Source organism: Desulforhopalus glucosivorans (assembly GCF_054397165.1).
The window spans coordinates 689,265-702,573 of record NZ_AP044854.1; the positions used below are offsets into that span (position 1 = coordinate 689,265).

General features: G+C 45.3%; 14 protein-coding genes. 13 read left to right on the plus strand and 1 reads right to left on the minus strand.

The annotated features are described in order from the left end of the window. Positions 1-2: 2 nt before the first annotated feature. The 9 genes from fabG (at position 3) to ACX6CI_RS03010 (ending at position 8,730) form a co-directional block, all read left to right on the plus strand. Positions 3-767 (plus strand): 3-oxoacyl-ACP reductase FabG, encoded by a 765-nt coding sequence (fabG, locus tag ACX6CI_RS02970; RefSeq protein ID WP_458776690.1) that lies wholly within the window; start codon positions 3-5, stop codon positions 765-767. Then, a complete protein-coding gene (locus tag ACX6CI_RS02975; RefSeq protein ID WP_458776691.1) occupies positions 767-1,372 on the plus strand; it encodes an outer membrane lipoprotein carrier protein LolA in 606 nt (201 codons plus the stop codon). The genes fabG and ACX6CI_RS02975 overlap by 1 nt, the downstream gene beginning before the upstream one ends. After that, positions 1,369-2,031 carry a hypothetical protein gene (locus tag ACX6CI_RS02980; protein WP_458776692.1) on the plus strand — a complete coding sequence of 221 codons (663 nt, stop codon included), beginning with the start codon at positions 1,369-1,371 and terminating at the stop codon, positions 2,029-2,031. Before ACX6CI_RS02975 ends, ACX6CI_RS02980 begins: the two co-directional genes overlap by 4 nt. Continuing rightward, positions 2,031-3,308: a B12-binding domain-containing radical SAM protein gene (locus tag ACX6CI_RS02985; RefSeq protein ID WP_458776693.1), complete on the plus strand. Its 1,278-nt coding sequence runs from the start codon at positions 2,031-2,033 to the stop codon at positions 3,306-3,308. The genes ACX6CI_RS02980 and ACX6CI_RS02985 overlap by 1 nt, the downstream gene beginning before the upstream one ends. Beyond that, positions 3,298-4,665 (plus strand): AMP-binding protein, encoded by a 1,368-nt coding sequence (locus ACX6CI_RS02990; protein WP_458776694.1) that lies wholly within the window; start codon positions 3,298-3,300, stop codon positions 4,663-4,665. Before ACX6CI_RS02985 ends, ACX6CI_RS02990 begins: the two co-directional genes overlap by 11 nt. Then, a complete protein-coding gene (locus ACX6CI_RS02995) occupies positions 4,662-6,428 on the plus strand; it encodes a DegV family protein (RefSeq protein ID WP_458776695.1) in 1,767 nt (588 codons plus the stop codon). Before ACX6CI_RS02990 ends, ACX6CI_RS02995 begins: the two co-directional genes overlap by 4 nt. After that, positions 6,419-7,129 carry a glycosyltransferase family 2 protein gene (locus ACX6CI_RS03000; RefSeq protein ID WP_458776696.1) on the plus strand — a complete coding sequence of 237 codons (711 nt, stop codon included), beginning with the start codon at positions 6,419-6,421 and terminating at the stop codon, positions 7,127-7,129. Before ACX6CI_RS02995 ends, ACX6CI_RS03000 begins: the two co-directional genes overlap by 10 nt. Then, a complete protein-coding gene (locus tag ACX6CI_RS03005; RefSeq protein ID WP_458776697.1) occupies positions 7,126-8,037 on the plus strand; it encodes an LpxL/LpxP family acyltransferase in 912 nt (303 codons plus the stop codon). Before ACX6CI_RS03000 ends, ACX6CI_RS03005 begins: the two co-directional genes overlap by 4 nt. 96 nt (positions 8,038-8,133) lie before the next feature. Next, complete coding sequence (locus ACX6CI_RS03010; RefSeq protein ID WP_458776698.1) at positions 8,134-8,730, plus strand: GDSL-type esterase/lipase family protein; 597 nt, start codon at positions 8,134-8,136, stop codon at positions 8,728-8,730. 53 nt (positions 8,731-8,783) lie between these two features. Here ACX6CI_RS03010 and ACX6CI_RS03015 read toward each other — a convergent pair whose 3' ends face one another. Next, positions 8,784-9,884, minus strand: a complete 1,101-nt coding sequence (locus ACX6CI_RS03015; protein ID WP_458776699.1) for a D-alanyl-D-alanine carboxypeptidase family protein — start codon at positions 9,882-9,884, stop codon at positions 8,784-8,786. 319 nt (positions 9,885-10,203) lie between these two features. Here ACX6CI_RS03015 and ACX6CI_RS03020 point away from each other — a divergent pair, with 319 nt between their 5' ends. From ACX6CI_RS03020 to ACX6CI_RS03035, 4 genes are all read left to right on the plus strand, one after another. Continuing rightward, entirely contained in the window at positions 10,204-10,530 is a 327-nt protein-coding gene (locus tag ACX6CI_RS03020; RefSeq protein WP_458776700.1) for a metalloregulator ArsR/SmtB family transcription factor, read from the plus strand. After that, positions 10,527-11,093 (plus strand): YeeE/YedE thiosulfate transporter family protein, encoded by a 567-nt coding sequence (locus ACX6CI_RS03025; RefSeq protein WP_458776701.1) that lies wholly within the window; start codon positions 10,527-10,529, stop codon positions 11,091-11,093. Before ACX6CI_RS03020 ends, ACX6CI_RS03025 begins: the two co-directional genes overlap by 4 nt. A 10-nt stretch (positions 11,094-11,103) precedes the next feature. Next, entirely contained in the window at positions 11,104-11,658 is a 555-nt protein-coding gene (locus ACX6CI_RS03030) for a DUF6691 family protein (protein ID WP_458776702.1), read from the plus strand. Between the two features lie 249 nt (positions 11,659-11,907). Continuing rightward, positions 11,908-12,903, plus strand: coding sequence for an HD-GYP domain-containing protein (locus ACX6CI_RS03035; RefSeq protein ID WP_458776703.1), 996 nt, complete (start codon positions 11,908-11,910; stop codon positions 12,901-12,903). Positions 12,904-13,309: the final 406 nt, after the last annotated feature.

Consider the following 13,309-nt stretch of genomic DNA (forward strand, 5'->3'; position numbering starts at 1 on the left):
CTATGACAGTTGAAAAGAAACAAACGAATCAGACAGAGCAGGAAAAACAGAAAATTGCAATCGTAACCGGTGGTAGCAAGGGAATAGGTCAGGCTATCTGTGTGGAATTGGCCAGATGTGGCTGCTACACCGTCATTAACTATATGTCTGATAAAAATGGGGCAGAAGAGACCTTATCCCAGGTTGAAGAAGTTGGCGGCCACGGTGAAATTTATCAGTTTGATGTACGAGATGAACAGGCAGCAAAGACGGTTGTGGATGACGTTGCTACCCGGTTGGGTTCTATTGATATTCTTATCAATAATGCTGGTGTTGTGGCAGACGGTCTGTTTATGATGATGCCTGCAAAGAACTGGCAGTCGGTAATAGACACCAGTTTGAACGGCTTTTATAACATGACTCAACCTGTGGTTGAACAGATGGTGCGAAAGCGTAAAGGTTCCATTGTATCCATCTCTTCAGCGAGCTCTCTTATGGTCAATCGTGGTCAGGCCAACTATTCTGCTGCCAAGGCCGGGTTGAATGCCGCAAGTAAGGTGGTCGCTTCTGAGGTTGCCCGAATCGGTATCCGGGTCAATGTCGTGGCCCCCGGTCTTATTGAGACGGATATGATTGCGCAGGCACCAAAGGCTGAAATTAAGGCGATGATCCCCATGGCTCGTATCGGCAAACCTGAAGAAGTTGCTCAGGTTGTTAGTTTCCTCTGTTCCGATGCAGCTTCCTACGTGACCGGGCAGGTACTTTCGGTTAATGGCGGAATGTATTAATGAAGTTTTTTGCATTGCCAGCCTCACTGTCAGCTATAGTAGCGCTGTTTCTAACACTATTTGTCTGTTGCTCCCAGGCATCTGAAGAGAAAGCTATTGTCTTGAAGTCGATCCAGGCGGATTTTATTCAGGAAAAGCATCTAAAGATTCTGGTCAGACCCCTTGTTTCAACTGGTACCTTTACCTTCCAGACTCCCCAGTCTTTGCGCTGGGAATACCTGGCACCTGTTCCATCTGTTCTCATTATGCATGGTGACAAGATAAAGAAGTTTGTGGAACGGGATGGTCAGATGGTTGAAGATAAGGGGCTGCGGCTTGACTCTATGCTGGTGGTATTGGGGCAGATCAGTAATTGGCTGGATGGTCGTTTTTCTGACAATGATATGTTCACCGTCTCTTTTAGTGATGACACGACAGTCCAGCTTTCTCCAAAAGATCAGGGCCTTGCTGGATTCATTAGCAAAATTGAACTGAAACTTGCCGCTGAAAAAGGTTTCCTTGACGGGGTAACTATCTTTGAAGGTCCTGATTCATACACAACGATGACCTTTGAAAACAGGGCCATGAACATGGACGTACCTCTCTCCGTTTTTACTCAGCGATGAAAAGCCAATTTTTTTATGTAATTATTGTTCTTGTCTGCCTTACAGGTTGTGCGGCACCACAGCAACGCCTGCAAGAACTGACTGTTACGGGGGATGAACAAGAATCACACGATTGCTCTGCTGTGTTTCCTGGGGGAAAATGGCAGTTTTCCCATGCCATCGATTTTCATATGGGGAACGCATCTGGCACTCCTGTGATCGGCGTAACGAGTTTAAACGAAAATGATATCGATGTAGCGCTTGTTACAGTAGAAGGGCTCACTCTGTTTGATGCCGTGTTTCACCATGATGGAACGACTGAGCTCAGGCGAGCTATCCCGCCCTTTGATGGACCCGACTTTGCTAAAGGGTTGATTGGTGATATTCAGATGATCTTTCAACCCCCGACAGGTGCCATGACCATGGGGCAGATTGATGGGACTACCAGAGCCTGCCGATACACCGATACGAATGGCCGAATTGTTGATGTTTTACCCGGTGTGGATGACTGCTGGCAAATAAAGAGTTATAATTCTGAGTTGATTATGGATCGTTCTATTGTTGGGCGATCATGTACGAAAAAAGGGTCCTACCTCATCCCGGATTACCTTGAACTAAAAACCTACGGTCAGATCGGCTATACCCTGAAACTGACTTTGATAACTGCTGATACATTGTAATGAAATTCAAACTGATATACCCTAAATGGGCAAAGCTCGATCGACAGACGGAGTTTCATCTTCCTCCCCATGGACCTGTGGTTTTTGCTGCAACATTACCCGATTATGTTGATATTGATTTTGTTGACGAAAACCTCCAGGAGATTGACTTTGATGGGGACGTAGACTTCGTTGGTATTTCGATGATGCTCACAGTTCAGGTCAAACGTGGTTGGGAGATTGCGGACAGGTACCGAAAAAGAGGTGTTAAGGTCATCTTCGGCGGTATTTCTACCATGCTGCACGCCGAGGAAACCATGGAGCACGCTGACTCGGTTTTCTTAGGTGAAGCGGAAGGGCGGATGGAAGAGGTGCTGGCCGATTTTCGTCAGAATACCTTGAAGCCCTGTTATGATTTTATCAACGATAGACCTGATATTGCCCTGATTGGACCTGCGAGGCGTGATATTCTCGATCGCAAGCTCTACAATTATAAGGGCGTACAGATGGTGGATCTGGTCCATGCCTCAAGGGGGTGTCGATTTAACTGCTACCCCTGTGCTGTCTCCTATCTGGGGGGCAGACAGTTTCGCCCACGGCCTATTGATAAGGCGGTGGAAGAGATTGCGGGGATTGATAATAATCGCCTTTTTATCGTCGATAATTCTCTGGCTCAGGATACCCAGTGGGAAAAAGATCTTTTCCGGGAGATGATTCCGCTGAAGAAAAAGTGGTGCTCTCATCCCATTGAAGACAAACCAGAGGTTCTTGATCTGGCAGCTCAGGCTGGAGCCTGGTACGTCTACCAGGCGGTTTTTGACACCTCTGATTATATTAAGGAACGGATTAAACGGTATCACGATTATGGTATCGGGGTGGAAGGAACAATCCTTCTTGGGCTCGACACCCATACAGAAGATGACATTAAGCGCCTGATCGATTTCTTGCTTGAAATAGAGCTCGATCTTGCAGAATTCACTGTGCTGACCCCATTTCCGCACACCAAGGCCTATGATGACTTAAAAAAACAAAATCGAATCCTGTCCCATGATTGGAATGATTTTTCGGCTGATCGGGTCGTATATCAGCCTAAGCACATGAGTCCTGAAAGACTTCAGGAGCTACTCGATTATGCCTGGAGTAGTTTTTATAAGGATGAGCCTCAATCGATTAAAATGGCCAAACTCTTTAAAGAGGTCGTGAAAAAAGAAATGGCCGATAATACCTTTAAACCAAGGGATAGAAGTCTGAGCGGACAATCCTTTGGCAAGGCGGTCACCAGGGAAGATGAGCGCTGAATTTTCTCTCGATATAGATAAGGCCATAGAAAATCTGCTCAAGGGGCCTGAATATCCAGACAGGGAGTTTGTCCGTTCCGGAGCCACCTTTGCGGAAGTCTATGGAATGGCTGCCTTCCTGCGAGAGACACTGGCGGCTCCTGAATATCAGGGCGCATCAATATGTCTTGCTGCAGATAATAAGGCCATTATTGCTGCGGCTCTCTTAGCATCTCTTGCCGGTGGACCTCGTCTTCTTCTGCCCTATGCTTTTTCGGGAAAGGCACTTTCCAAGATGCAGCAGGCAACAGGGTATAATATTGCTATTTCTGATGTGGATAGAGATTTTCCGGAAGGGGTGAAGGTGATCTGTCCACAAGCCTCTCAGGTAACTGATATTCCAGTGAGTGGTCCCGCTTCTCCCCAGACCGAGTTGCTGAGAATCTTTACTGGTGGTTCCACTGGTACGCCTCAGGTTTGGGCCAAAACAAGGGAAAATGTTTTTAGTGAGGCGTTTTTCCTGGCCAACCAGTATGGAGTGACAACTCACGACAGTATTTTGGCTACCATTCCCGCCTACCATATTTACGGCCTGCTTTTCTCTGTTGTACTGCCCCTTGTTTCTTCCGCAACTGTTCTGGGCGAAGTTCCAGTTTTTCCAAATGAAATTGCTCAGCTGGCAAAAGACAATGAAATAACTCTTCTTGTCAGTGTTCCTGCCCACTATCGGATTTTGGGTGGAGTGAGACTCAGCGGATCCCTGTGTCAGTCGTTTTCGTCAGCCGGAATGCTTGATGAGACAGACAATAAGGTTTTTTGTAATAGAAATAAGATAGGTGTCGTGGAGGTGTATGGTTCCACAGAAACAGGGGGCATTGCCACTCGAAATCGGGATGCTGGAGAAGAGTTCTTTACTCCTTTTCAAACCATCGACTGGAAGATTGTAGATGGACGTTTAGCTGTATGCTCACCGTATATCTCACCTGATCTCATGGTCGATGACAACGGTTTTTTTACCGCAAGTGATAGGGTGGAGGCCAGGGGGACCAACCAGTTCACCTTAAAAGGTCGGGCTGATTCAGTGACTAAGGTCGCAGGAAAACGTGTTGATCTTGATGAGATTCGTCTGCTCATTAAAAATGAATCAGGAGTTACAGACTGTGTGGTTGTAGCCCTGCCAAACCCGGGTGGGCGCGAAAACCGGATCGGTGCGTTGATTCAAGGAGATGGGATTGATACCGAGGTGATTAGAAAGGGTTTGGCCAGGGTGCTGGAATCCTACGCAATGCCCCGTCGCATAAAAACTGTGGAACTCATCCCGGTAACGAAAAATGGCAAGTACGACTGGTCTGGGATTACGGAGCTTCTAAAAAAATGAGCGATCTCAGCCAGAGTTTTGCTGCAGGTTATGCCTGCCTTGCAGCCTGGGCTGGGCTTTTTGACCGGATCAATGTCTTCCCCGTGGCCGATGGGGATACCGGAACCAACCTGCGCATCAGCCTTGCACCCCTTCGTGAATGTGGAGAAGAGAACAGAAGAACCTTTGATCAACTGGCTCGCTGTGCCACTGGTAATTCTGGCAATATTGCGGCAGCTTTCTTCAGGGAATTTTGTCAGGCGAAAAACTATGCCGAGCTGGCAGAAAAGTCAGCACAGGGTAACGAGAAAGCCTGGCAGGCCATTGCCAGTCCAAGGCCGGGAACCATGCTTACGGTTTTTGAAGGTCTTAGCGTTGTGTTGGCAGCAGAGAGTGGCTTACATTCCATTTATCCCAAGGTAATCAGTGCATTACAAAAGGCAGTGCAAGAGAGTTTACAGCTTCTGCCTGAGCTTACGCATGCTGGAGTGGTAGATTCCGGAGCTCTTGCCATGTATGTCTTTTTCGATGGTTTTTTCTGGCATCTTACGGGGCAAAAGGGACAGGCTGAATCTGTCCTTGATATCTTTCACGGTTTTCTTGAGATCAATAGTTCTTTTCGTCCTGCAATTACCGACAGCTATTGTGTTGATCTGATCCTTCAATCATCAGATATCCATACTGGCGTTAAAGATGATATAGCTGCTCTTGGAAAAAGTGTGGTTGTGGTGGAGGATGAGACCCAACTCAAGGTGCATGTACATACTTCCGATCCCGGTCAATTGCAGGAACAGCTCGGTAGGTATGGTGAGATTTTAGAATGGTCCGCTGAGGAAATTGATCAGGGAAGAGATGGGCAATATGCCGAACCAATAGTAAAACCAGTTCTGCAGATTGTAACTGATGCGGCTGGATCAATTCCAAGAGAAATGGCCCGTGAAAATGGCCTTGTCTTGCTCGATAGTTATATCGTGGCTGCAGATAACTCAAGGCCTGAAAGTCTCTATGATCCAGCTCAACTCTACTCATTGATGCGAAAAGGAGCGAAGGTGACCACTGCCCAGGCATCGACCTTTGAGAGGCATCAGCACTACCAGAGCATTTGTGGGCAGTTTGGCAGGGCCTTGTACCTTGTGGTCGGCTCAGCCTTTACCGGTAACTTTGATACTGCCACGGCCTGGCAAAAGGAAAATGATCCGGATCATCTGCTGACGCTTATGGATACCGGCGCTGCCTCTGGCAGGCTTGGACTTATTGCTCTCCTTACCGCCCGGTTGGCAAAGAAGGCCACATGTGCTGAAGACGTAATGAGTTTTGCCCAAAAAGCCATTCTGGACTGTGTGGAATTTGTTTTTATTGATGAACTGAAGTATCTGGTGGCTGGAGGCAGGGTGTCGAGAGCTGGTGGATTTTTTGGGGATCTACTGTCCATGAAACCTATCATCAGTCCCACAAGTGAGGGGGTGCGTAAGATTGGTGTTGTACGTAGTAAAGAGAGCCAACTTACCTTTGCTACTGCCGAACTAAAAAAGCTAAAAAAAATAAAAAAGCATAAAGAGGGTGGAGAAGAAGCAACTGCACCTGTTATCATGTTGCAATACTCTGACAATAAGCAATGGGTGAAAGATACCGTCTTGCCCGAGGTAAACAAACTTTTGCCTGAAGCAGAAATATTGCTTGTACCGTTGTCACTCACCTCTGGGGTCCACATGGGCCCTGGTACCTGGTCCATGGCCTATTGTCCTGGTGATGGTTTGAATGCGGGTGTTTTGTCATGGGTATGAATCCTGCCATCATCATACCTGTCTACAATCATGGAGAGCAGATTGGTGAAGTTCTACGACAAGCTCTCACCCTTGGTCTGCCTGTTTTTGTGGTTGATGATGGTTCAACAGACTGTACGAATCAGGTTTTGCAAACATTTAAGGAGATCACTGTTCTCCGCCACTCAATCAACCAAGGTAAAGGTGCGGCTATTCTCACCGGTTTTTCTGCAGCTGTTAAAAACAAATGTGACTGGGCAATAACCATTGACGGAGACGGCCAACATAATCCCCTGGATGCGATGGATCTTCTCCAGGCAGTTAAAGGTGAGGAGCGGTGCATTGTGATCGGAAAAAGGCAGGGGATGGAGGATTCTGCGAACGTCCCCTGGACCAGTAAATTTGGCCGTAAGTTCTCCAACTTCTGGGTATGGGTTTCAGGAGGGCCGATGGTAGAAGATTCACAGTCCGGGTTTAGACTCTATCCACTTCCGGAAGCTTTGCAACTTGATGTGAAAGCTAAGAGATATCAATTTGAGGTAGAGATTCTTGCCAAAGCGCGGCACCGGGGTATACAAATAAAGGAAGCACCTGTTTCGGTGGTGTATCTGGCAAAGGGTGTACGTGTGAGCCATTTTCGGCCCTGGCTTGATTTTTGGCGTAATTCTGTTTGTTTCAGCCGTTTGATCTTCAATCGTATTGGAAGGATATTTCGGTTATGAACGGGGTTTGGTATAGACTGCTGGTCCGCATGGCGAGCCTCATAGGCCCATGGTTCTTTGTTTTAGTTTCTCGTATTATTGCCACAGGTTTTTTTGTTTTTTCCAGCCGGGTACCAATAAGTCGTAACTTCTACTCCGTTCTCTATCCAGAACGGGGAAGACTCTACCATCTTTTATGTACTTTCAAGCAGTATCAAAATTTCACAACCATCCATCTCGATAGATTTTTGGCGCGACAGGAAAAACCCACGACCTTTACCTCCAAAGGATTTGAAAAGATGGAGGCGGTTATTGGTCGCGAGGGCGGTGTTCTGCTGATGTCTCATCTTGGCAACTGGGAAATGGCAGCGACCCTGCTTAAGGAACTGCGAAGTGACCTCCAGCTTCTTCTTTATATGGGAATAAAGGAAAAGGAGGGTGTTGAGCGGGTGCAGAAAAATGATCTGCGCAGCTCTGGGATAACCATAATCGGCGCAGATCAGGAAAACAGTTCACCGTTTACGGCAGTTGAAGGCATCCGTTTTTTGCAGAAAGGGGGCCTTGTGTCCATGGCCGGTGATATTGTCTGGCGCAGTGACCAGCGTAGGGTACGTGTGACGTTTCTTGGTCACGACGCCTATTTGCCTGAGGCACCTTTCATTTTCGCCCTGGTGTCAGGCGCTCCGTTGCTGGTGTTTTTTGTCTATCGGAAAGGCAGAAACAATTATCATTTTACTCTCTCCGATCCCATCACAATTCATTCAACATCTCGCAAGGATCGTCCTGAAGCCATCGCCAGAGCTGCCCAACAATATGCTGATCTCCTGGAGCAGGCACTGCGGGAGCATCCTTTTGAATGGTATCACTTTGATCAGTTTATTTTTTCTAAAAAGGATATATGCCCGCCTTGTCTGACAGGAGTAGGGTAAATATAATTCAGGTGTTATGAAACTGCTGAGAATGATTCGAAGCCACCATCAAGTGATGAGATCTTTATCTTTAAAACAACTCTTTATAGGACGTAGATGCAAAGTATAGCCTGCATGGGAGACAGCCTTACCGAAGGAGCAGATCTTGATATAGGACACACCTGGCCATTCCTTGTCGGAAAGGCATTGGCTCTAAACGTTTCAAACTTTGGTATCGGGGGTGATACTACAGGGGGGATGCTTTCCCGGTTTTACCCTGAAGTCATACAGAGTAAACCTGATTATGTGCTGATTATGGGTGGCACAAATGATCTGTGGTGGGATTTGGAGTTGAAAACAATCCTGGGAAATATATTTTCAATGAGTTGTCAGGCGCGATATCATAGTATCACACCTATCATTGGTTTACCGCTCCCTGTCGATGTGGAATCTGCTCAAAAAGAAGATTTTTCCCCTCCGTTTCAAGGCTATGAGCAACTGGTAGATAAATTGACTGATCTGGTGACTCAGCTAAAGACTGCCGCAACTGAGAACGAAATTCCTGTGATTGATTTACACCAACCGTTTTTGAAAAATGGTCAGCAAGCTGATAGTACTCTCTTTCTCGGGGACGGTCTACACCCAAACCAGAGAGGGCATCAGCTCATTGCTGATAGTGTTATTGGATCACTAAGAGATCTCTTTCGATTTTAAAATGATATGGTTTAATCCTTATATTTTGAACAGACCTAAAACACCTAAGAGACCTACATGTATTTGCGGGATCGTCGATTACTTCTCTTTGTTCTGATGAAAACAAGAAAAAAGAATGGTATGAGTCCAACGCCGACACCTAGGAAAAACATCATCCAACTATTGTTGGCAGGTTCTTGTGCCTTTTCAGATTTTTCAGCCGTTTCTGCTTTCTGTTTCTTTATTACAGGTTGGGCTTCTTCACTATTCTCTTGTGGAGTCACCGGTTGAGCTTTTTGTGCTGAGGGGGTCTTTGCAACTGCTGTCGCGGGCCTTGCTGGAACCTTAGAGAACCCTCTTGCGAGTAGTTCGGTAGCTTTTGCATCCCGTACTTTTCTGTCTTTACTGCCAAGGACAACAACGATTAAACGCACTCCGTTTCTCATGGCCGTGGCAACAATTGAAAAGCCTGCTGCTCTAAAGTATCCAGTCTTAAACCCATCACATCCATCTACATTTTTTAGAAGGTTATTATGGGTGCGCATGATGAAATTCCCGTCCCGGAATTCCCGTTCTTTAGCAGATGTGTATTTAAATGTTTCTTCACGTTTGGCCAGGTTCATCGCAAGAATTGAGAGATCTTTTGCTGTGGTCGTATCAACTTGCTGTCCATCTGCCGGGGGTAAGCCATGTACCGAATGGAATTGGGTGTCTTTCATACCCAGAGAAGCAGCCTTCTCGTTCATCAAGGCAATAAAGCCCTCTTTTGAACCCGATATATGAATAGCAAGAGCCATAGCCGCATCGTTTGCCGATTGAATCATTAAGGCGTAGAGTAAATCATCTACAGGGAACTGTTCCTTAGGGTCGAGGTAGACTTGGGAGCCTCCCATGCGTGCAGCCTCAGGAGTGACCTGAACAATATCACGTAAGCTAAGGGAGCCTTGATCTATCTGGTCAAGAACAACCAGAAGCACCATCATTTTTAATACAGATGCGGGATACGCCTTTGCTGTGCTGTTTTCATCTATCAGGGTTTTTCCTGTACCAGCATCTATTACCAGGGCGGAAATATATGGGTCTTTAGAAATAGTTGCGATTTTTGCACGAGCTGCCCATGTTGATTGGGCAATAAGCAAAGTGCTGATGACAACGAGGATGAGTCCACGTTTCATGATTTTTCCTTATTTGAGATTTCTAATTAGAGTAAATTCATGGAATTTTTAGCCAAATCATAACCTCATCAGGTTATTTTTCAAGATGCATTTGTAAATCATTAATAACTATTTCTTGGTGTTTGGATATGAGTTGATGAAGTTTCTGTAAAATATCGGAATTGAGTTCGTTAGAAAACGTCTTAAATCAGTCTTAAGTCAGTCTTAACTCAGGTTTATGACAAAACTATGATATTCGAAAAATGTTGATTGCAATTATTGACAACTCGTTATATTAGAATTACCTAATTTATTAAAAACTAAAATAGTTCGTGTGGTTATGGAAAAAATTGATCCCTATAAACTTAAAGATAATGCGGAAAAGGCTGCCAGCTTACTAAAAAGCATGAGTCACCCAAGTCGGTTGATGGTGCTTTGCCACCTGATGGATCGGGAATGGTCTGTGAGTGAACTGAACCAGACTGTGCCGCTGAGTCAATCGGCTCTGTCTCAGCATCTGGCAAGTTTACGGGAAGCTGGCCTTGTACAAACACGGCGTGAAAGCCAGATCATCTACTATCGGTTATACAGTGAGGCTGTTGCAGCTATTCTAGAAACTCTGTACACCATCTACTGCACCCCAAACAATGAGGAGTCATCAATATGAATGGACAGTTGAACTGGTTTAAAGGTGGGCTATTGCTCGGAGCAGCATTTCTTCTTGCTGTGGCACTCGTCAAACCCATCGGTGTTTCCACTCAATTTGTAATAGCTGACGGCATTGTCTGGAATATTTTTTCAGACACTATTGTGCAGGAAAACCCTGAGAGTAAAAGTGGTTTTTCAAGTCCTAATGCCTATCTCAATAAAAGTGGTGGTAAATACGCGAAAAACGTGGCTAACCCGGTAAATTATAGTTTTGTTTTTGTTCTTTCCATGATTGCAGGGGCATTTATCTCTTCTAGGCTCGGTGGCCCTCAACCCAACGAAAAAGACCGTGTGGCACCAAAGGTATGGCGAGAGCGTTTCGGGGAGGACCCTGTTGCCCGTTATGCAACGGTGTTTTTGGCAGGTGTTGTTGCTCTGTTTGGAGCCAGGCTGGCAGGTGGCTGCACCAGTGGTCACATGATGAGCGGCATGATGCAGACATCGCTTAGCGGCTATCTGTTTGCTCTTGGGGTTTTCGCAGCAGCAGTTCCGGTAGCTGTATTAGTTTATAAAAGGAAATAAGAGGTTTACAATGAATATTATTCTAGCGATCATTCTAGGAGCATTTTTTGGTTTTGCTCTGCAGCGAGCAGGGGCAACCAACCCTCAAAATATCATTAATATGCTCCGCCTTAAGGATTTACATCTTATGAAGGCCATCTTTTTTGCAATTGGAATCAGCAGTACCTTGCTGTTTTTGTTAATGACCGCCAGTATCATCGATAGCGGACACCTTTCAGTCAAGAGCAGTTACATTGGTGTTATTGTAGGAGGTGTGCTGCTTGGTCTGGGGTTTGCCATAGCAGGTTATTGCCCCGGAACGAGTCTAAGTGCTCTTGCAGACGGTAGAAAAGATGCCATGTTCTTTAGTGCTGGCGGACTACTAGGCGCTTTTTTATATACTCTTGTTTACGGCAGTATTAAAGATACGTGGCTTTTTGATAAGATTGCCGGCGGCAAGGTAATGCTTGCAACCGGATCTGAAAAGTTTGAACCGCTACTCCCCATGATTCCAGGGACCTTACTGGCTGCAGGTATCGGTGTTGTCTTTATGCTGCTTGCCTGGAAACTTCCAGAAAAAATCTAACCCCGTTGCAAGGGATAAGTACCTTGAAGGCCTCAATACGTTTACGTATCTGGAAGTAATTATCCCTCGAAGCTCTCTCTCAAGAAGGGCTTGGGGGATAATCGTGATTCTCTATCTAGAAGTCGAGTAGTTTGTGAGGCTGGTTTTGTTTTGAGTAGAATATTCTCTTGAAAGTGTCAGAAGTATATGAGAACCTTTTCTACAAGGAACAGACTCTTATAAATCTTTCTCAAAATGACGGTACGTAAAATGATTGCTCCCGAATTTTTGCCCATTCTCTTTGTATGTGCCGGTGCAGTAATCATGACCCTGAGCATTGCTAAGTACTATTCAACACTAACACTTGCCCAAAAATTCGAAAAAGGATCTGCTGATACCTTTGGTACAAAGTGGTATAAAATCCACCATTTGCTCATGGTGTTTTTTTTGGTCGGCTATATTCTTGTGATCATTTCGCTGGTTAAAAATATCAATATCATAGGTGAGTTGTTTATTTCTCTAATTTTCTTCTTTGGTGCCGCGTTTGTCCTGATAGGTATCCTTTTGCAAAACAAACTATTACGTTCTATCGAACTCCAGCAACATAAGTATATAGAAAAAAATGAACAACTCAATCAGCTCCAAGATGCAAATATCTTCACCCTCGCCTATCTAGCTGAAATAAGAGATTCTGAGACGGGCAAGCATATTGAGAGGACATCTATGTATGTCAGAGAACTGGCGATACAGCTCTCCATCTTACCGAAATATAAGAACCACCTGACCAGCAAGTATGTAAGTGATCTGGTTAAGTCTGCACCACTCCACGACATTGGCAAGGTTGGTATCGAGGACGCTATCCTCAATAAAGCTGGCAAACTGACAGACACAGAGTTTAACGCCATAAAGCGGCATTGTGAGTATGGAGCAAATATCCTTACAATAGCCGAAAGTAAGGTTAATTTTCGCTCTTACCTTGCGCTTGCTATCCCCCTTGTTAGAAGTCACCACGAACGTTGGGATGGGAAAGGGTATCCGGATGGTCTCAAGGGCGATCAAATCCCACTGGCAGCACGAATAATGGCTGTGGCGGATGTTTATGACGCTTTAAGAAGTAAGAGATGCTACAAACAAGCGTTCTCCCATGAAAAAGCGATGGGAGTTATTGTTAAGGACAGAGGGACGCATTTTGCCCCAGCTGTTGTTGATGCCTTTTTGAAATGTGAACGAAAATTTAACCAGATTTCATTAACCCATGCTGATTAGACTCAGGTATCATTCCGGAATTTTAAAAGCAAAGTAAATGGCCTCTTGCAACCATCTAATATTTCTTATTATCCACTATCATGCTGTCAGGTATCGTAGATGATTACAGAGCATTGTCGTCTGGTGCCTTTATTTTTCAAATCTAATATCTAGCCATACGAAAAGAATTTAAGAAAGATCGTTGGAGTAACTTACATTAGCAGGCCCAATTTTTTACACGAGAGCCACAATGGTAGGTGAGAGAGTCTGAGCTGGTTATGATCTTTGATATTGAAAGCCTACTGTCGCTAATGTAGAACGAGCTAAAAAAGTCAGCGCAATCTTTATTCCTGTGAAGGTGGAATTGCGGGGAGCATTATTGGTTCAATAATTCCTTTTGATATTGTACGAAAATGTGTAGTATCGG

Excerpts from the sequence above, each read along its gene's own strand:
- ACX6CI_RS02995 (WP_458776695.1), top strand. The coding sequence starts at position 4,662 with ATGAGCGATCTCAGCCAGAGTTTTGCTGCAGGTTATGCCTGCCTTGCA.
- ACX6CI_RS02980 (WP_458776692.1), top strand. The coding sequence starts at position 1,369 with ATGAAAAGCCAATTTTTTTATGTAATTATTGTTCTTGTCTGCCTTACA.
- ACX6CI_RS03025 (WP_458776701.1), top strand. The coding sequence starts at position 10,527 with ATGAATGGACAGTTGAACTGGTTTAAAGGTGGGCTATTGCTCGGAGCA.
- ACX6CI_RS03005 (WP_458776697.1), top strand. The coding sequence starts at position 7,126 with ATGAACGGGGTTTGGTATAGACTGCTGGTCCGCATGGCGAGCCTCATA.
- ACX6CI_RS03015 (WP_458776699.1), bottom strand. The coding sequence starts at position 9,884 with ATGAAACGTGGACTCATCCTCGTTGTCATCAGCACTTTGCTTATTGCC.
- ACX6CI_RS03035 (WP_458776703.1), top strand. The coding sequence starts at position 11,908 with ATGATTGCTCCCGAATTTTTGCCCATTCTCTTTGTATGTGCCGGTGCA.
- ACX6CI_RS03020 (WP_458776700.1), top strand. The coding sequence starts at position 10,204 with ATGGAAAAAATTGATCCCTATAAACTTAAAGATAATGCGGAAAAGGCT.
- ACX6CI_RS03030 (WP_458776702.1), top strand. The coding sequence starts at position 11,104 with ATGAATATTATTCTAGCGATCATTCTAGGAGCATTTTTTGGTTTTGCT.
- ACX6CI_RS02990 (WP_458776694.1), top strand. The coding sequence starts at position 3,298 with ATGAGCGCTGAATTTTCTCTCGATATAGATAAGGCCATAGAAAATCTG.
- ACX6CI_RS02975 (WP_458776691.1), top strand. The coding sequence starts at position 767 with ATGAAGTTTTTTGCATTGCCAGCCTCACTGTCAGCTATAGTAGCGCTG.
- fabG (WP_458776690.1), top strand. The coding sequence starts at position 3 with ATGACAGTTGAAAAGAAACAAACGAATCAGACAGAGCAGGAAAAACAG.
- ACX6CI_RS02985 (WP_458776693.1), top strand. The coding sequence starts at position 2,031 with ATGAAATTCAAACTGATATACCCTAAATGGGCAAAGCTCGATCGACAG.
- ACX6CI_RS03000 (WP_458776696.1), top strand. The coding sequence starts at position 6,419 with ATGGGTATGAATCCTGCCATCATCATACCTGTCTACAATCATGGAGAG.
- ACX6CI_RS03010 (WP_458776698.1), top strand. The coding sequence starts at position 8,134 with ATGCAAAGTATAGCCTGCATGGGAGACAGCCTTACCGAAGGAGCAGAT.